This is a genomic window from Variovorax gracilis, from assembly GCF_030317115.1.
Taxonomy (GTDB): domain Bacteria; phylum Pseudomonadota; class Gammaproteobacteria; order Burkholderiales; family Burkholderiaceae_C; genus Variovorax; species Variovorax gracilis.
In genome coordinates this window covers 14494-31749 of the sequence record NZ_JASZYF010000026.1, presented here as the reverse complement: position 1 = coordinate 31749, position 17256 = coordinate 14494, and the positions used below count along the sequence as shown (strand labels likewise).

General features: G+C 66.8%; 19 protein-coding genes. 13 read left to right on the top strand and 6 right to left on the bottom strand.

Going from position 1 to position 17256, the window contains the following annotated elements; all coding sequences use genetic code 11:
• Window positions 1–5: 5 nt before the first annotated feature.
• The gene (gbd, locus tag QTH97_RS29380) at window positions 6–1142 is read right to left on the bottom strand and encodes a 4-hydroxybutyrate dehydrogenase (protein WP_286572111.1); all 1137 of its coding nucleotides are present in this window, start codon (window positions 1140–1142) and stop codon (window positions 6–8) included.
• Window positions 1143–1300: 158 nt separating this feature from the next.
• Between gbd and QTH97_RS29375 the strand changes: the two genes are divergently transcribed.
• The 7 genes from QTH97_RS29375 (at window position 1301) to QTH97_RS29345 (ending at window position 8381) form a co-directional block, all read left to right on the top strand.
• Window positions 1301–2236, top strand: coding sequence for an alpha/beta hydrolase (locus QTH97_RS29375; protein ID WP_286572110.1), 936 nt, complete (start codon window positions 1301–1303; stop codon window positions 2234–2236).
• Window positions 2233–3102, top strand: a complete 870-nt coding sequence (locus QTH97_RS29370; RefSeq protein WP_286572109.1) for a YbgC/FadM family acyl-CoA thioesterase — start codon at window positions 2233–2235, stop codon at window positions 3100–3102. Before QTH97_RS29375 ends, QTH97_RS29370 begins: the two co-directional genes overlap by 4 nt.
• 90 nt (window positions 3103–3192) lie before the next feature.
• Window positions 3193–3921: an alpha/beta fold hydrolase gene (locus QTH97_RS29365; protein WP_286572108.1), complete on the top strand. Its 729-nt coding sequence runs from the start codon at window positions 3193–3195 to the stop codon at window positions 3919–3921.
• 37 nt (window positions 3922–3958) lie between these two features.
• Window positions 3959–5323 carry a cache domain-containing protein gene (locus QTH97_RS29360; protein WP_286572107.1) on the top strand — a complete coding sequence of 455 codons (1365 nt, stop codon included), beginning with the start codon at window positions 3959–3961 and terminating at the stop codon, window positions 5321–5323.
• Window positions 5320–5949 carry a response regulator gene (locus QTH97_RS29355; RefSeq protein WP_286572106.1) on the top strand — a complete coding sequence of 210 codons (630 nt, stop codon included), beginning with the start codon at window positions 5320–5322 and terminating at the stop codon, window positions 5947–5949. Before QTH97_RS29360 ends, QTH97_RS29355 begins: the two co-directional genes overlap by 4 nt.
• A gap of 156 nt (window positions 5950–6105) precedes the next feature.
• Window positions 6106–8172 (top strand): carbon starvation CstA family protein, encoded by a 2067-nt coding sequence (locus tag QTH97_RS29350; protein WP_286572105.1) that lies wholly within the window; start codon window positions 6106–6108, stop codon window positions 8170–8172.
• Window positions 8169–8381 carry a YbdD/YjiX family protein gene (locus tag QTH97_RS29345; protein ID WP_286572104.1) on the top strand — a complete coding sequence of 71 codons (213 nt, stop codon included), beginning with the start codon at window positions 8169–8171 and terminating at the stop codon, window positions 8379–8381. The genes QTH97_RS29350 and QTH97_RS29345 overlap by 4 nt, the downstream gene beginning before the upstream one ends.
• 25 nt (window positions 8382–8406) lie before the next feature.
• Here the strand turns inward: QTH97_RS29345 and QTH97_RS29340 are convergent, their stop codons facing one another.
• The gene (locus QTH97_RS29340; RefSeq protein WP_286572103.1) at window positions 8407–8922 is read right to left on the bottom strand and encodes a DUF1697 domain-containing protein; all 516 of its coding nucleotides are present in this window, start codon (window positions 8920–8922) and stop codon (window positions 8407–8409) included.
• On the bottom strand, window positions 8923–9846 hold the full coding sequence (gene ygfZ, locus QTH97_RS29335; protein WP_286572102.1) for a CAF17-like 4Fe-4S cluster assembly/insertion protein YgfZ: 924 nt from the start codon (window positions 9844–9846) through the stop codon (window positions 8923–8925). It lies immediately after the preceding gene.
• 86 nt (window positions 9847–9932) lie between these two features.
• Between ygfZ and mltG the strand changes: the two genes are divergently transcribed.
• The 6 genes from mltG to QTH97_RS29305 all read left to right on the top strand — a co-directional run bounded on the left by mltG (window position 9933) and on the right by QTH97_RS29305 (window position 14527).
• Complete coding sequence (gene mltG / locus QTH97_RS29330) at window positions 9933–10952, top strand: endolytic transglycosylase MltG (protein WP_286572101.1); 1020 nt, start codon at window positions 9933–9935, stop codon at window positions 10950–10952.
• Window positions 10949–11608 (top strand): dTMP kinase, encoded by a 660-nt coding sequence (tmk, locus tag QTH97_RS29325; protein WP_286572100.1) that lies wholly within the window; start codon window positions 10949–10951, stop codon window positions 11606–11608. Before mltG ends, tmk begins: the two co-directional genes overlap by 4 nt.
• On the top strand, window positions 11605–12624 hold the full coding sequence (locus QTH97_RS29320; RefSeq protein WP_286572099.1) for a DNA polymerase III delta subunit-related protein: 1020 nt from the start codon (window positions 11605–11607) through the stop codon (window positions 12622–12624). Before tmk ends, QTH97_RS29320 begins: the two co-directional genes overlap by 4 nt.
• Window positions 12621–12995 (top strand): PilZ domain-containing protein, encoded by a 375-nt coding sequence (locus QTH97_RS29315; RefSeq protein ID WP_214685382.1) that lies wholly within the window; start codon window positions 12621–12623, stop codon window positions 12993–12995. Before QTH97_RS29320 ends, QTH97_RS29315 begins: the two co-directional genes overlap by 4 nt.
• Before the next feature lie 66 nt (window positions 12996–13061).
• Window positions 13062–13868: a TatD family hydrolase gene (locus tag QTH97_RS29310; RefSeq protein WP_286572096.1), complete on the top strand. Its 807-nt coding sequence runs from the start codon at window positions 13062–13064 to the stop codon at window positions 13866–13868.
• Window positions 13865–14527 carry an ankyrin repeat domain-containing protein gene (locus tag QTH97_RS29305; RefSeq protein ID WP_286572094.1) on the top strand — a complete coding sequence of 221 codons (663 nt, stop codon included), beginning with the start codon at window positions 13865–13867 and terminating at the stop codon, window positions 14525–14527. The genes QTH97_RS29310 and QTH97_RS29305 overlap by 4 nt, the downstream gene beginning before the upstream one ends.
• Window positions 14528–14543: 16 nt before the next feature.
• Here QTH97_RS29305 and QTH97_RS29300 read toward each other — a convergent pair whose 3' ends face one another.
• From QTH97_RS29300 to QTH97_RS29290, 3 genes are all read right to left on the bottom strand, one after another.
• Entirely contained in the window at window positions 14544–15011 is a 468-nt protein-coding gene (locus QTH97_RS29300; protein ID WP_286572093.1) for a hypothetical protein, read from the bottom strand.
• A gap of 77 nt (window positions 15012–15088) precedes the next feature.
• Window positions 15089–16690 (bottom strand): hypothetical protein, encoded by a 1602-nt coding sequence (locus tag QTH97_RS29295; RefSeq protein ID WP_286572092.1) that lies wholly within the window; start codon window positions 16688–16690, stop codon window positions 15089–15091.
• On the bottom strand, window positions 16687–17187 hold the full coding sequence (locus tag QTH97_RS29290) for a DNA-directed RNA polymerase subunit alpha C-terminal domain-containing protein (protein WP_286572091.1): 501 nt from the start codon (window positions 17185–17187) through the stop codon (window positions 16687–16689). The genes QTH97_RS29295 and QTH97_RS29290 overlap by 4 nt, the downstream gene beginning before the upstream one ends.
• Window positions 17188–17256 lie beyond the last annotated feature (69 nt).

Here is a 17256-nt window from a genome sequence, read left to right as displayed (position 1 = left end):
GTGCGTCACATCGACGCTTCGAGCATCTGCCGGTAATCGTCGCGCGTGGCGAGCCGGGGGTTGGTCTTGTGGCAGTGGTCAGCCATGGCGCCGTCGATCACCCTCTCGAAGATGTCCGGCGTCACGCCGACTTCGGCGAGGCCCTTGGGCAGATCGAGCCGCGCGCACATGTCGCGGATCGCATCGCCCAGGTCGCCGGCGGAATCGAGGTGCATGGCCTGCGCCATGCGTTGCAGGCGCTGGTCCTTGCGCACCGATTCGGCTCCGGCGTTGAAGTGGATCACGGCCGGCAGGAAGAGGGCGTTGAGCGTGCCATGGTGCAGGCGCGGATCGATCCCGCCCAGGCTGTGGCTCAGCGAGTGCACGCAGCCCAGGCCTTTCTGGAAGGCCATGGCGCCCTGCATCGAGGCGCTCATGAGGTTGAGTCGCGCCTCGCGGTCGCTGCCGTCCTTGGTGGCGCGCTCGATGTACCCCCAGGCGCGCTCGAGCCCGTCCAGTCCGATGCCGTCGGCCGGTGGATTGAAGGCGGCCGACATGAAGGTTTCCATGCAATGCGCTATGGCGTCCATTCCGGTCGCCGCGGTCAGCCGGGGCGGCAATCCCAGGGTGAGTTCGGGGTCGCAGATGGCGGCCTTGGGCATCAGGAACCAGCTGTGAAAGCCGAGCTTGCGGTGGTCGTCGACGATCACGATGGCGCCACGCGCGACCTCGCTGCCCGTGCCGCTGGTGGTGGGCACGGCGATCAGCGGCGCCACGCGGTCGGTGATCTTCGGCGAGCCGCCTTCGATGGTGGCGTAGGTCTTGAGCGGGCCTTCGTGCGTGGCCGCGATGGCGACGCCCTTGGCGCAGTCGATGGCGGAGCCGCCGCCGACGGCGATCAGCCCGTCGCAGCGACCTTCGCGGTACAGCGCGGCGGCGGCACGCACCGCAGCCTCCGTCGGGTTAGACGGGGTCTGGTCGAAGACGGCTGCCGGCAGATCGCCGAGCGCGTCGAGCGCCTTCTGAAGGATGCCCGCGGCGCGCACGCCGGCGTCGGTCACGATCAGCGGTCGGGTGATGCCGATGCGCTCGCATTCGCTGCGAAGCAGCTGGATGGCGCCGAAATCGAACTGGATCTGGGTGAGGTACTGGATAAGGGCCATGGGGTGGTACGGAACGTGGGTCGGACGTGGTGCGGACGGTACGATGCGAGCCTTCGAATCTAACAAGCACGGAGCATCTTGGACACGAAAAAAACCCTTGCGCATGACGCCATCGAGACAATCGGCGCACGGCGGCTCGGCAGAGAGAGTGGGGCGCAATGATCGGGCTCACCCCCAAGATGGCCAGCGTGGTCGAGCGCATGGCGCGCGCCGGGCGCCCGCCGCTCCATTCGCTGACGCCCTCCGAGGCCAAGGCCGCCTACGAGAAGGGCGCCGGCGTGCTCGAAGTGCCCAAGCCGCAGCTGACGCGTGTGGAGGACTTCAGCCTGCCCGCACGCGACGGCCATGCCATGCCGGCGCGTCTTTATGCGCCTTCGAACGACGTCCTGCCCGTGCTGCTGTTCTTTCACGGCGGCGGATTCACGGTAGGCAGCATCGCCACCCACGACATCCTGTGCCGGGTGCTGAGCGAAAAGAGCGCCTGCGCCGTGGTGTCGGTGGACTATCGGCTCGCGCCGGAGCACAAGTTCCCGACGGCGTCGAACGATGCGTGGGACGCACTTGCACACCTTGCGCAGAACGCGGGACAGTGGGGCCTCGACGGCACGCGCATCGCAGTCGGCGGTGACAGCGCCGGCGGCACCCTGGCGGCCGTCTGCGCGATCCTCGCGCGCGATGCGGGGATTCCGATCGCGCTGCAGATGTTGATCTACCCCGGCATGGCCGCGCACCAGGACACGCCCTCGCACACGAAGTTCGCCGAAGGGCCGCTGCTCGGCGAAGCCCTCATCAGCTGGTTCTTTGGCCTGTACGTGAACTCCCCGGCCGACCGCGACGACTGGCGCTTCGCGCCGCTCAACGCCGAAGACGTAGAAGGCGTTGCGCCGGCATGGATCGGCCTCGCCGAATACGATCCGGTGGTGGATGAAGGCATCGCCTACGCCGACAAGCTCCGCGCCGCTGGCGTGCCGGTCGATCTGGAGATCTATCGCGGCGTGATCCACGAATTCGTCAAGATGGGACGCGCCATTCCCGAAGCACTCCAGGCCCACGCCGACGCGGCCCGCGCATTGAAAGAAGCCTTGCAACCATGACCGAGACCCTCAAGAAATCCGACTTTCGCTTCTTCCACCGCCTGCGCGTGCGCTGGGCCGAGGTGGACATGCAGAAGATCGTCTTCAACGCGCACTACCTGATGTACTTCGACACCGCCATCGCCGACTACTGGCGCGCGATGGCACTGCCGTACGACGATGCGATGCAGGCGCTGGGCGGCGATCTCTACGTGCGCAAGGCCACTGTCGAGTACCACGCATCGGCGCGGGTGGACGACATGCTCGACGTCGGCATGAAGTGCATGCGCGTGGGCAACTCGTCGATCCTCTTCATGGGCGGGCTGTACCGCAGCGACGAACTGCTCGTGACCTGCGAACTGGTCTATGTGTTTGCCGATCCCGCCACGCAGACCTCCAAGCCGGTGCCGCCGCTGCTGCGCGAGATCCTCGCCTCCTTCGAGGCCGGCGAAGCGATGCGCGAAGTCGTCACGGGCCCATGGGACTCGCTCGGCGATGGCGCGGGCAAGGTGCGCCGCGATGTGTTCATCGACGAACAGCGCATTCCCAAGGAGCTCGAATGGGACGAGCACGATGCGACTGCCGTGCATGCCGTGGCGCGCAATCGCCTCGGCCAGGCCGTCGCGACGGGTCGGCTCGTTGCCGAAGCACCCGGCGTCGGGCGCATCGGACGCATGGCGGTGCACCGGACATTGCGCAGCGGCGGCCACGGCGCGGCGGTGCTGCGTGCACTCGAAGCGGCGGCGGCCGCGCGGGGGGATCGCGAAGTCACCCTGCATGCGCAGCGCAGCGCGGAGGCCTTCTACGCCCGCCTGGGCTACCTGCCGTTCGGCGATCCTTTCGAGGAAGCCGGCATCGCCCACATCGAGATGCGTCGCAAGCTCTGACAGGTCGGGCCCCGCCCGGCCGGGATTCCCCGATGGCACGCCGCACATCGGTCGCTCAAGATGGCCGTCCCCCTACAAGGAGACATAGCGATGGCCAACTTTGTTCTGGTTCATGGCGCGTGGCATGGTGGCTGGTGTTACCGCGAAACTGCTGGCGCGCTGCGTGCCGCCGGTCATACGGTGTTCACGCCAACGCATACCGGCGTGGGCGAGCGTTTTCACCAATCGAGGGAGAACGTCACGCTCGAAACGCACATCCGCGACGTGTGCGGCTGCATCGAATGGGAGGAACTCGACAACGTGATCCTGGTCGGCCATTCCTACGGCGGCATGGTCATCACCGGCGTCGCAGACCGCATGAGCGACAGGATCCGCTCGCTGGTCTATCTCGACGCCTTCGTTCCGGAGCATGGCGACTCGCTGAACGGCCTGTTGTCGAAGGCGCTGGCTCCCGAAGTCGCGGCGCAGTTTCTGGGCGCCTTTCGCGGCACCGCGCTGCAGGACCATTGCGGCTTGATGCAGCCGATTCCGGCGGAGATGTTCAACATCGCGCCGGCAAACCGGGCACGGGTCGATCGCCTTTGCAGGCCGCAGGCGCTGGCGACATTCGAGACGCCCTTGTTGCTGACCGGCGCAGGCGACAAGATCAAGGATCGGCTCTACATCCTGGCGGACAACTGGGATCCGAGCCCGTTCCGGTATTTCGCGGCCAAGGTCGAAGGCGCGGCCGGCTGGCGCGTCGTGAAGATGCCGACCAGCCACGACGTGATGGTCGACTCGCCCACGGAGTTGACTGCGGAACTGGTGAAGCTGGCCTGATCCGGGCCGGGAGCGCGGGTGGTAGTCTTGCCGCCCCATGAATCTCCGCACCAAGATCGTCGCGCTCGCCGTCGCGCCGCTCCTGATCGCGCTGATGCTGGTGGCCTTCGCCGTGCGCCACCAGGAGCGCGATCTGGCACAACGCGAGCGGGCATTGACCGAACAGACCTACATGACCCAGCGGCGCAGCGAACTGCGCAGCTACGTGGATCTCGCGGTCAGCGTCGTGCAGCCGTTGTACGACGGATCGCCGAATGACGAGGCAGCGCGCGCCGAGGCGCTGCGCCGGCTCGCCGCGCTCGACTACGGCGACGACGGCTACTTCTTCGTCTATGACATGCAGGGCCGCGCACTCATGCATTCGCGGCAGCCGGAACTGGTCGGCCAACAGCTCTGGGAATTGCGCGACTCGCAGGGCCGCGCCACCATCCAGGACCTGATCGCGCAGGCGCGGCAGGGCGGCGGCTATGTCGAATACCAATGGCGCAAGCCTTCGAGCGCACAGCAGGCGCCGAAGCTCGGCTACGTGACCGTGTTGCCGCGCTGGAACTGGATGGTCGGCACCGGCCTGTACCTCGACGACATCGACACTGCGATGCAGACTCTCGACCAGCAGATGAGCGCCAACCTGACGACAACCATGCTCTGGATCGCAGGCATCGCCGCACTGTGCCTGGCGGTCGTGAGCGCGACGGGGTTGCTGCTCAACCTGAGCGAGCATCGCGTGGCCGAAGCCAGGCTGCGGCACCTGGCGCGTCAGGTCGTGCAATCACAGGAGGACGAACGCAGCCATCTCGCGCGCGAACTGCACGACGGCACGAGCCAGATGCTGGTCTCCGCCAAGCTGCTGATCGAATCCGGTGTGGACGCGCTGGAGCGCTCGCGCCAGTCCGTGCCGCCCCCACTCGGCAAGGCGCTGCAGCGGCTGAATGATTCGCTCTCGGAAGTGCGGCGCATCTCGCACCGGTTGCGGCCTGCATTGCTTGACACGCTGGGCCTTCCAGCGGCTCTCGAGCGGCTGGGCGCCGAGTTCGGGGAGGAGGGCGCGGTCGACGCATCGGTCGCGATCCATGGCGAGCCGTACGAGTTGGCGCAGGAAGTGAAGACGGCGCTGTTTCGCGTGACCCAGGAGGCGCTGACCAATGTGCGCAAGCATTCGAGAGCGATGCAGGTGCGCATCGCACTGGACTTTTCGGCAGGCGGCGTGCGACTGGACATCCGCGACGACGGCCGCGGCTTCGACGAGGAGGCGGTGCAGGCAGACCCGAGCAGCGGCATCGGGCTGCGCAACATGCGCGAGCGCGTGGCGGCCATCGGTGGCACCTTGCACGTGCACTCCGATGGCTCCGGAACCTCGGTCGTCGCCGACGTGCCCGTGCGCGCCGGGAGGTCCGCAGGATGACTGAGCGTCCCGTGGTTCGCCTTTTTCTCGTGGACGACCATCCGCTGGTGCGCGACGGGTTGCGCGCGCGCCTGTCGCCGCTGCCCCAGATCGAGATCGTCGGCGAGGCCGCGAGCGCCGTCGAAGCGCTGCCGCTCATCGACGACCTGCGGCCCGATCTCGTGCTGGCGGACGTCGGCATGAAGGAGGTGAGTGGCATCGATATGGCCGCGATGCTTCACGAGCGCCAGCCGGAGGTGCGCGTCGTGATGCTCAGCATGTACGACAACCCCGAGTACGTACAGCAAGCGCTGCAGGCCGGCGCGCGTGGCTACGTGCTCAAGGATGCGCCGGCCAGCGAGATCATCGCCGCCATCGACGCCGTATGGTCGGGTGGCACCTTCCTGAGCCCGGCCGTGTCCAAGCGGCTCTTCCGCAACCAGGCGCCCAAGCCGCTGCTGACGCCGCGCGAAAGCGAGATTCTTTCGGCGCTGGGACGGGGTGCATCGAGCAAGGAGATTGCCCAGGAGTTGGGCCTGAGCGTGCGCACGGTCGAAGCGCATCGGCAAAGCATCAAGCGCCGGCTCGAGATCGAGGGGCAGGCCGAGCTGATCAAGTACGCCGTGGAACACGCGCGAAAGATCTGAGTTCGACACTTGACTCTGCGTATCTGCTCCCCCTGAGCACTGTCAAAGGGTTTTCCCTTAATCATTCCCACGCGGTCCACCCGCGTGGTGCAACCGATGTCAGCGCGGCGCGGTCTGGCGACACTCCCCGGGACTCAAACCCCGGAGACGTTCCACATGCAAAGCATCCGCCGCCACCTGGTGTGGCTTGTCGTCGCCGTCATCGGCGCTTTCGCACTGGGAACAGTGGCCCTGGCGCGTGGCGAGTCCATCAACGCCCTATGGGTCGTCGTCGCTGCCCTCTGCACCTACCTGATCGCCTACCGCTACTACAGCCTGTTCATCGCCGACACCGTGCTCGGCCTCGACGGCGGGCGCAGGACGCCGGCCCACCGCCACAACGACGGGTTGGACTATGTGCCGACCGACAAGAACGTGCTGTTCGGCCATCATTTCGCGGCCATTGCCGGCGCCGGTCCGCTGGTGGGCCCGGTGCTCGCGGCGCAGATGGGCTACCTGCCCGGGCTGCTGTGGATACTGGCCGGCGTTGTCTTCGCCGGCGCGGTGCAGGACTTCATCGTGCTCTTCATCTCGACGCGGCGCGACGGGCGTTCGCTTGGTGACCTGATCAAGCAGGAGATGGGCGTCGTGCCCGGGATGATCGCGCTCTTCGGCACCTTCATGATCATGATCATCATCCTCGCGGTGCTGGCGCTGATCGTCGTCAAGGCGCTGGCCGAATCGCCGTGGGGCACCTTCACGGTGGCAGCGACGATTCCGGTGGCGGTCTTCATGGGTGTGTACCTGCGCTACATCCGCCCGGGCCGCATCGGCGAGGTCTCCGTGATCGGCTTCGTGCTGCTGATGCTCTCGATCTTCGGCGGGCAGGCCGTGAGCCAGAGCGCCACGTGGGCGCCGATGTTCACCTTCGACGGCAAGTCGCTGACCTGGATGCTGGTCGGCTACGGCTTCATTGCCGCGAGCCTGCCGGTGTGGCTGCTGCTGGCGCCGCGCGACTACCTCTCGACCTTCCTGAAGATCGGCACCATCATCGCGCTCGCGATCGGCATCGTGTTCGTCGCACCGACGCTGCAGATGCCTGCCATCACGCAATTCGCGCAGGGCAATGGCCCGGTCTGGTCGGGCAACCTGTTTCCCTTCCTGTTCATCACCATCGCCTGCGGCGCGGTGTCAGGCTTCCATGCGCTGATCTCTTCCGGCACCACACCGAAGATGCTCGACAACGAGCGGCATGCGCGCTTCATCGGCTACGGCGGCATGCTGGCCGAGTCCTTCGTGGCCGTGATGGCGCTGGTGGCCGCGGCCTGCATCGACCCGGGCGTGTACTTCGCGATGAACAGTCCTGCTGCACTGGTCGGCACCACGCCGGAGGCGGTCGCGCAGACCATCTCCGGTTGGGGTTTCGCAATCACGCCCGACGTGCTGGTACAGACTGCCAAGGACGTGGGTGAAACCACCATTCTCGGCCGCGTGGGCGGTGCGCCGACGCTGGCCGTCGGCATGGCGCACATCCTCCATCAGGTGATCGGCGGCCAGGCGATGATGGCCTTCTGGTACCACTTCGCGATCCTCTTCGAGGCACTCTTCATCCTGACCGCAGTCGATGCCGGCACGCGCGCGGGCCGCTTCATGCTGCAGGACCTGCTGGGCAGCTTCGTCCCCGCCATGAAGCGCACGGACTCGATGGTGGCCAACCTGATCGCGACCTTCCTCTGCGTCGCGGCCTGGGGTTATTTCCTCTACCAGGGCGTGGTCGATCCCCTGGGCGGCATCAACACGCTGTGGCCCCTGTTCGGCATCTCGAACCAGATGCTGGCGGCAGTGGCGCTGATGCTCGGCACGGTGGTGCTGTTCCGCATGAAGCGCGATCGCTACGCCTGGGTGACGATGGCGCCAGCCGCCTGGCTGCTGATCTGCACGTTGACCGCCGGCTGGCAGAAGATCTTCTCGTCGGACCCGAAGGTCGGCTTTCTCTCGCATGCCGCCAAGTACGCGGATGGCATTGCGCAGAACGTGCTGATCGCACCGGCCAAGACCCCGGAGGCAATGTCGCGCATCGCCTTCAACGACCGCCTCGACGCGGCGCTGTGCGCGCTGTTCATGTTCGTGGTGCTGAGCGTGCTGGTCTACAGCATCCGCAGCGTGCTGGCGGCGCGCGCGGCCGGCCACCCGACCGCCCGCGAGACCCCCTTCGAGCCGATGCCTGCATCCGCCGCGTCATGAAGACCGTCGCCGCCCTGCCTCAAGCCGGGCGCTACCTGGCCCGCTCGCTGGCGCAGTCGCTGCGCCTGATGGTGGGCCTGCCCGACTACGACGTGTACCTGAGCCACATGGAGCGGACGCATCCCGGACAGGCGCCGATGAGCTACGAGGCCTTTTTCCGGGAGCGACTGGAGGCGCGGTACGGTGGCGGCAAGGGGCGATGCTGCTGAATCGCGGCCCGCAGTCGCGGCAGGTTCAGGCCGCGGCGCACTTTCTGACCGTGTCCCAGGTCCGGGTGGTCACATCCGTGCCGAAGGTCTTCTCGATCAGCGTCATGAACACGGGGCCGCGCGGGCCCGGAACGTAGGCGCTGAAGATCTCCTGGTTCTTCATCGCGAGGATGCGCGCCTCGTCTTTCTCCAGCGGCAGCGAGAGCTTTGCCGGGTGCGCGGTGCGCAGGAAGGTGACGACCCGCTTGGCACCTGCCGGCAAGTCGAACGCAGCGTAGGGATCGGCTTCGAGCAGGTCGCTCAAGGCGGCGACCGGGCGCACGATGGTTTGGAACGACCGGTCGAGGTGCCGCGTCATCGCGGCCTCGGCCTTGCGTTCAAGCGCGGAGGCCGACGCAGCGCGGGCATCGAACACGACGTTGCCGCTCGAAAGCACCGTCTTGACGTTGGTGAACCCGACGCTTTCGAAGCAGTGCTTCAACTCCGGCATCTTCGCGTTCATCGGGCTCACCCCGCGAAGAAATGCGACGTATCGCGGCACCTAAATGTCTTCCAGCAGCGCGTAGGGCAGCGGCTCCACCGTGAGCGATGGGCCTTCGGCGGAACGCGCGTGCAGTCCGCCGGCATCGATCGCGGCGATCTGGATCGAGATCAGCGCGGCCCAGCCGCCGTTGGGTGACGGGGCAGCCTGTGCGACGGTCCCGACGGGTTGCTCCGGATCGTTGGCGGCAAATACCTCCTCGCCCGCCGCGACCTGGTCGCTGGCCTGCACGAGATAAGTGCGGCGCTTCAGCGTGCCGCGGAACTGGCTGCGCGCGACGATTTCCTGGCCCGGGTAGCAGCCCTTCTTGAAGTTCACGCCGCCTACCGATTCGTAGTTGATCATCTGCGGCACGAAAGCTTCGACCACGGGCGTGGTCAGCGTGACGATGCCGCTCCGGACCTCGCTCCATTGCCAGAGCGCCGGGTCCAGCGTGGTGCCCTGGGGCGCGGCGCTGCCCATGGGGGTGATCCACAAGGCGCGCGGTATGCCGTCGGACGGGTGGAGCGTGACGGCGCTGGCGTCACCCACCTGGCTGTGGCGGCCGGGGGGCAATCCGGCGTCGATGCCATTGGCGGTCAGCGCCGTGCCGGCCAATCCGTAGAGGACGTAGTCATGGCTCGCGTCGCTCAGCTTCGCCTTGGCGCGCAGCACGTACATCGACAGGCGCTTGAGCGTCGCCGGAAGAATGTCCTGGCTGCACACCAGCAGGATGCGCTCCGGCTGCGGCCGGATCCCGATGAAGCTCGCGATCGCGCGCCCCTTGGCCGTGCACAGGGCGGCCAGTCGCGCCTCGGACGCGTCGAGCAACGCGAAATCCTGGGTCAGCTGACCGTGCAGGAAACTGGCGGCATCGGGACCCTCGGCGCGAATGACACCGAGGTGGGAGAGGGCGGTCACGCCATTCAGAACGACAGAGGTCATCGCTGAATTATCATGGCCGACCCCGTTCCGCTCGGTCCGCAGGGCTTCATTCCACATCTTTCAGTTCGCTTCCTTCGTCGGATCCCGTGCGCCGCTTCTTTCTCACGCTCTTCCTGCTGGCTGCCTTCGTCGTGCTGGGCGCTGGCGCAGCCGGCCTCTGGTGGGTCAACCAGCCGCTCAAGCTGCCCGCTCCCAACGTCGACCTGTCGGTTGAGCCGGGCACCACGCCCCGCGGCATCGCCCAGGCGGTCGCAGATACCGGTGTGGACGTGCCGCCCCAGCTCCTGTATCTGTGGTTCCGCTTCTCGGGGCAGGACCGGCAGATGCGCGCCGGCAGCTACGAGCTGGAGCGCGGCATTACCCCGCGAACCCTGCTCAGCGTGCTGGTGCGCGGCGAGGAGGCTACCCGAAGCCTGGTGCTGGTGGAGGGATGGAATTTCCGGCAGGTGCGCGCCGCGCTGGCAAAGGCCGAGCAGTTGAAGCCCGACACGGTCGGGCAGACGGACGAGGAAGTGATGACGAGACTTGGAAGGCCGGGCATGCATCCCGAAGGCCGCTTCTTCCCCGACACCTACACCTATTCCAAGGGTTCGACGGACTTCGCCCTGTTGCAGCGCGCCATGCGCGCGATGGACAAGAAGCTCGAAGCCGCCTGGGCCGCCCGCGCCGCCGACCTCCCGCTGAAGACGCCCGACGAGGCGCTGATCCTCGCCAGCATCGTCGAGAAGGAGACCGGCAAGGCGCAGGACCGCTCGGAGATTGCGGCGGTCTTCATCAACCGCCTGCGCATCGGGATGCCGCTGCAGACCGACCCGACCGTCATCTACGGCATGGGCACGCGCTTCGACGGCAATCTGCGCAAGAAGGACCTGCAGACCGATTCCCCCTGGAACACCTACCTGCGCAACGGACTGCCGCCGACGCCGATCGCAATGCCCGGGAAAGCCGCCTTGCTCGCGGCCGTGCAGCCGGCGCAAAGCAAGTCGCTGTACTTCGTCTCCCGCGGCGACGGCACCAGCCACTTCAGCAGTTCGCTCGACGAGCACAACCGAGCGGTCAACCGTTACCAACGGGGTGTCGACCCGAACCAGCGGAGCGGGCAATGAAGGGACTCTTCCTGACGCTCGAGGGCATCGACGGTGCCGGCAAATCGAGCCATATCGACGCCTTGGAGGCGCTGTTCAAGGCGCAGGGCCGTCAGGTCACACGCACCCGCGAACCGGGTGGCACGCCACTGGCGGAGACCTTGCGCACGCAGATCCTCGAACAGCCGATGGATGCACTGACCGAGTCGCTGCTTGTCTTTGCGGCACGACGCGACCACGTGGTGCGCGTGATCGAGCCGGCCCTGGCACGCGGCGACGTCGTGCTCTGCGACCGTTTCACCGACGCGACCTTTGCCTATCAGGGTGCAGGGCGGGGGTTCGATGCGGGCGTGCTTTCGACGCTCGAACATTGGGTGCAGACGCAGCCGGATTCCGGCGAGCATCCGCTGCTGCAGCCTGACATCACCGTCTGGTTCGACCTGCCCCCGGAAACGGCAGCCGAGCGACTGGCTGGCGCGCGCCTGCCCGACAAGTTCGAGTCGCAGCCGGTCGAGTTCTTCCGGCGCGTTGCAGCAGGCTACGCGCAGCGCGCAGCCGGCGCGCCGCGCTTCGTCCGCATCGATGCGAGCCAGTCGCGCGAACAGGTCTGGCAGCAGGTCGAAGCGGCGCTGGCCGAGCGCGGTCTCGTGGCCTCCGACAGCGGAGGTGCGCCATGAATGCGGAGTCGGTCTCGCCCTGGTTGCGCAAGCCGCTCGCGGAACTGCTACGCCAGCGCGGCCACGCGTGGCTGCTGCAGGGGCCTTCGGGACTCGGCCAGTACGAACTGGGCCTCGCGCTCGCGGCCGCCTGGCTGTGCGAGCAGCCGGATGAGGGCGCGAAAACCGGTGCGTGCGGACAGTGTCCGAGCTGCCATGCAATCCAGGTGCGCACGCACGCCGACCTGTGCGTCCTCATGCCGGAAGTGGCAATGCAGGAACTCGGCTGGCCGCTGGACGAGAAAGCGCAGGCGGACATCGATGACAAGAAGCGCAAGCCCAGCCGCGAGATCCGGGTCGAGGCGATGCGCGATGCCGTCGGCTTTGCCCAGCGCACCAGTGCGCGGGGCCGAGGCAAGGCGGTGCTGGTGTATCCGGCGGAACGGATGAACACGATCACCGCGAACGCGCTCCTGAAGACATTGGAAGAGCCCGTCGGCGATGTCCGGTTCGTGCTCGCCAGCGAGGCGGCGTGGCAACTGCTGCCGACGATCCGCAGCCGCTGCCTCGGCTTCACGCTCCCGTGGCCCATGGCCGACGAGGCGCGGGACTGGCTGATCGGGCAGGGCGTTCCCGCTGCCGATGCGCCCGGTCTCCTGCGCGCCGCCGGCGGCCGGCCCAGCGATGCACTGCGGCTGGCGGGGCAGGGCCAGTCGCCCAAGGCCTGGAGCCTGTTGCCCAAGGCCATGACGCGCGGCGACGTGAGCGCACTGGCGGACCACGCGCCGGCACAGGCCATCGGTGCGCTTCAAAAACTTTGCCATGACCTCATGGCAACCGACAGCGGTGCCGAGCCCCGCTTCTTCGAAGCTTCCGATCTCCCGCCTGCGCCGCCGCGGGTTGCGTTGGCCCGCTGGTCCAAGTCGCTGGCGAATGCGGCAAAAACCGCAGAACACCCCTTCAATGCGGGCTTGATGCTCGAGGCGCTTGTGAGCGAGGCGCGAACCACCCTAAACTCGGGACGCCGTCGCCCATGAACACTCCAGCAGCCCCCACCCCGTCCGCGCCCGCCCGGCCCAGTGTCATCCAGTTGGCCATCAAGGAAAAGGGCGCCCTCTACGCGGCCTACATTCCGCTGTTCGCCGAGGGCGGGATCTTCATTCCGACCTCTCGCGAGTACCGGCTCGGCGATGACGTCTACGTGCTGCTGACGCTGCCCGAGGACCCGCAGCGTTATCCGGTCGCCGGCAAGGTCGCCTGGATCACGCCCGCGCGCGCCGCTGGCAACCGGGCACCCGGCGTTGGCATCCGCTTCCCGTCCGACGACAAGTCGCGCCAGCTCAAGGCACGCATCGAAGAGGCGCTGGGCGGCACGATGGCGTCCGATCGCCCGACCCAGACCATCTGAGTCCCGTCCCCCTGCGACGCGGACCGCACGCGGTGCGGATGCACCGCCATTCTCGAGAATTCCGCGATGTTCACAGACTCCCATTGCCACCTGACCTTCCCCGAGTTCGCGGACCAGATGCCGCAGATCCGCGCCGCGATGGCCGCCGCCCAGGTCGACCGGGCGCTCTGCATCTGCACCACCTTGGAAGAATTCGCCGATGTCCAGGCGTTGGCGTCCGGTTATGACAACTTCTGGGCCTCTGTAGGCGTCCATCCGGACAACGAGGACATTGCGGAGCCCACCGTGGAAGATCTCGTCAGCCGATCGGCGCTTCCGAAGGTGGTGGCCATCGGCGAGACGGGCCTGGATTACTACCAGATGGAAGAACGCAAGGGCGGCCGAAGCATCTCCGATCTGGAATGGCAGCGCGACCGCTTCCGCGTCCATATCCGCGCCGCCCAACAGACCGGAAAGCCGCTCGTGATCCATACGCGTGACGCTTCGGCCGACACCCTGGCCATCCTGAAGGAAGAGGGAGAAGACGGCACCGGCAAGGCGGCCGGCGGCGTGTTCCATTGCTTCACCGAAACCGCCGAGGTGGCGCGTGCCGCGCTGGATCTCGGGTTCTACATCTCCTTCTCGGGCATCCTGACCTTCAAGAAGGCGCAGGATCTCCGAGACGTGGCCGCTTTCGTTCCGCTGGACCGGATGCTGATCGAGACCGACAGCCCTTACCTTGCGCCGGTGCCGTACCGCGGCAAGACCAACAATCCGTCGTACGTGCCCTATGTCGCGCAGCAGATCGCCCAGCTTCGCAACGTGCCGGTCGAGACGATCGCGAAGGCGACCAGCGACAATTTCGAGACCCTGTTCGACGGGGTAAAGTCATGAAAAATCACTTCAAGAAAATTCTGTATCTTGCTGTTTTTGCAGCATCTTTTTTAACTCACGCCGGCTCGTTTGAAGATTTCTTCAGAGCTGTCCGATCCGACAACGCCGGCGGTGTAAAGGGTCTGCTCGACCGTGGGTTCGACCCCAACACCCGCGATGAAAAGGGGCAGACGGGCTTGCTGATCGCGGTGCGCGAGCCGTCGCCCAAGGTGATCCAGGTGCTCCTGGCCTCGCCGAAGACCGATGTCGAGGCCCGCAATGACAAGGACGAAAGTCCGTTGATGCTCGCGGCGATCAAGGGCCAGCAAGATCTCGTGACCCGGCTGATCGAACGCGACGCCGACATCAACAAGCCCGGCTGGACGCCGCTGCACTACGCGGCCACCAACGGCCACACGGCCATCATGAAGCAGTTGCTGGACAAGGATGCCTTCATCGATGCGCAATCGCCCAACGGAACCACGCCCTTGATGATGGCGGCCATGTACGGGTCGACCGCAGCGGTGAAGCTGCTGCTCGACGAAGGCGCCGACCCGCTCATGAAGAACCAGCTCGGCATGAGCGCCACCGACTTCGCTCAAAAGGCGAACCGTCCCGATGCCGTGCAATTGCTGGGTGCCGCCGTGCGGAGCAAGAACCCGGGCGACGGGAAGTGGTGACGTTCCCGGCAACCGCTCAAGGACGCACCGGCAGCGCGATGAACTTCTCGTCGCCGGAGATCTTGAGCTGACCGTCGGAAGGCGGCAGCAAGCTGCCGCTGCCGACCGTCACCGGCACAGAAGCGATGCTGGTGATGCCGTGCTGCGTCGTGAAGACGTGCAGGTAGCGGATGCCGGCGCCGGTGTGCGACACCGAAACCGACCACGACGTGATCTCACCCGCGGGCAGCGTCCGCGTCGTCGACGCATCGCCGATCAGCAAGCCCTCGTCGGCCTTCAGCCGCACCACGGCGCCCGACAGATCGGTCACGCCGTCGAATTCCAGTTGCACCACGATCGAGGCGCCCGAGTCCGGCGGCGCTTCGACGAGGTAGCGCAACACGACGCCGGGGTGGTTGGACTTTGTCGTCGCGACGTTCATCGACATGGCCGGCGTGGTCTTGCGCTCCGATGAAGGATCAGCGGTGCCTTGGGCGACGGCCATGCAAGGCACGCCGAGCGCCAACACCCAGGTGGCACGGCAAGCCCGCCAGAGGCGGGGACTGAAGCAGAGGTCGTGTTTCATACGATGCTGACGGCGAAACAGGTGGCCGTGGAAGAGTTGTTGAAATCGTTCAGAGCCAAGACGTGCTCGCCCGCTGCCAGCGGGAGCACGAGGGTTTCCGTCGATCCGACGCGACGGGCCGCCGACAACTGACTCCCGCTGTAGACGATCAGGTCGGGATCTGCGCCGGCGGGCCCGCTGACTTGCAGGGTGTGGTTGCGTGGGCTGGCCACGGTGAAGCGCAGGAACACGTGGGTCCCGAGCTTGTTGCCGGCGCCCCGCCGGTTGCTGACGCAGGCTGACGTGGTGCCGCCAACTCCGGCCCGTCGGTACATCGGCAGTGCGCCCGGGTCGCCCGAGAGGCCGCCGTCGTTGGTTTCCCGTTCGCCGAAGGGATCATCGAGAGCGGCGCTGATACGCTCGCGGACCAGCAGTTCGGCCAGTTGCGGAGCGTGGGCCGGTGCCGCCCGGCCAAAGGCAGCCGCGAAGGAGTGAATGGTCGTCAACGCAGGCGCGCTCTTGAAGTCGCCCGTGAAGGCATCGTGGATCGCCCGGAATCCGACCCGGCTGTTCAAGGTCCAAAGGACCGACTGGATCGACGCCTCGCGGTACCACCCGGGATTGGAGGGGGCGCCGGCGGTGAGGTTCATCCTGAGGCCCCGGGCCTGCTGCGTGCCCAATGAATCCGTATAGTCTTCGCGCCCCAACGCGATGCCGGCCCAGGCGTTGGCCCAGCCCTCCGCGAAGGCGAGGCGTGCGTCCAGGCTGTCCTGCAGCGAGTGGCTGCCACCCGGCGAATCGTTGCGGCTGAAGCTCGCCTGGTAGTAGTGCGCCCACTCGTGCGCGATCACCGAGGCGTCGTACTCGTCGGTGTCCAGGTCTTCCTTGCCCAGCACATAGATGGCAGGACCATCGGGTCCGCTGCGCCGGAACAGTGTCGAGCCGATCTGGCCGAGCGCCGTGTCCCCATTGGCCGGCAGGTTGTGCGGGCTCCAGAAGACGCGCAGCGGCACGAACTCGGCGTCGGGCACGACCGAAAGTACCTTGGCCTGGGCGTCGTGGATCGTGTCCAGCATCGCGAAAGGTGCGGCGATGCGAGCCGATGCGTAGCGTGTGCCGTCCCATCCCGAAGGAGCGTGAACGTCGCGGGTGACCGGCTCTTTGCCGACGGCAAAGGACGCCACCTCGAGGGCGTAGATCGCGTCCGAGCGGGTGTTGTCGCGCACGGTCACATCCCAGCGCGCGCCCGGGCTGTCATTCGCCAGCTGGGCTCGCACCCGAAGGCTTACCGACCTGTTCGGGGCTACCAGCACCGCATACGCGCCGGTACCACTGGTGCGCGCAGTTGCAACGGTTCGCGAGGCGTCATCCAGCACCTCGACGACTGCCCCTCGCACCGGCTTGCGCAGGGTTTCCGCATAGATGAGCGCACCGCCGATGTTGGGCACCGAGTCGTACGTGACGATGCCGCGCAGCGGGACAGTGGGTGCTTGCGGATCCGGGACCGCGTGCACGGGGGCTGAATTCGGCAGTAGCGCCTGCCCGCCGCCGCCACCACCGCAAGCTGCCAGCAAGACAGTGAGGCACATGCCCGCGACGGACGCGACCGCGCGGTTCATGACTGTTCTCCCGCGGCAGCGTCGTGGAATCTCCGCTCAGGACAAGTTCTGCGCTTCGCATGGGCCCGCGTCCGAACTTCGACCGGCAGGAACGCAAGGCCCGTGCGGGCCAGCGCATCGCGCAGCACCATGAGGGTTCGCGAACCGATCGCTTCGCGCGTTTTCAGTTCCTCCTCGCTGATGGCCGAAAGATCCTCGATCAGGAACACATGGAGCTCCTTGAGGGTTTCCACCGCGCGCATGCGCAGTCCGAGGTCGTCGATCGGCGTCGACGCGTGGAGCGGTTCCGTTCGCCCGATCAGCCCGGACTGGTCGGGACGCCAGGTGAACGACGAAAACGAGAAGGTGCTGCCGCGCGAGAGCAGGCCTTGCTGCAGCGCCACGGCGTGGCGGTGCCGGGCCTCGGAGATCGCGGTGCGCAGGCGACGCAGGCAGATTGCGAGCGCGCGGTCGTCCAGCTGGGCCAGGTCGTCGATGGAGCGGAAAGTGGATGTCATATCGAGCCTCGGGGGTTGGTCTGGCCTCCACTATTCGGCGCCCGGCACGCACCAACAACCACCGAGAGG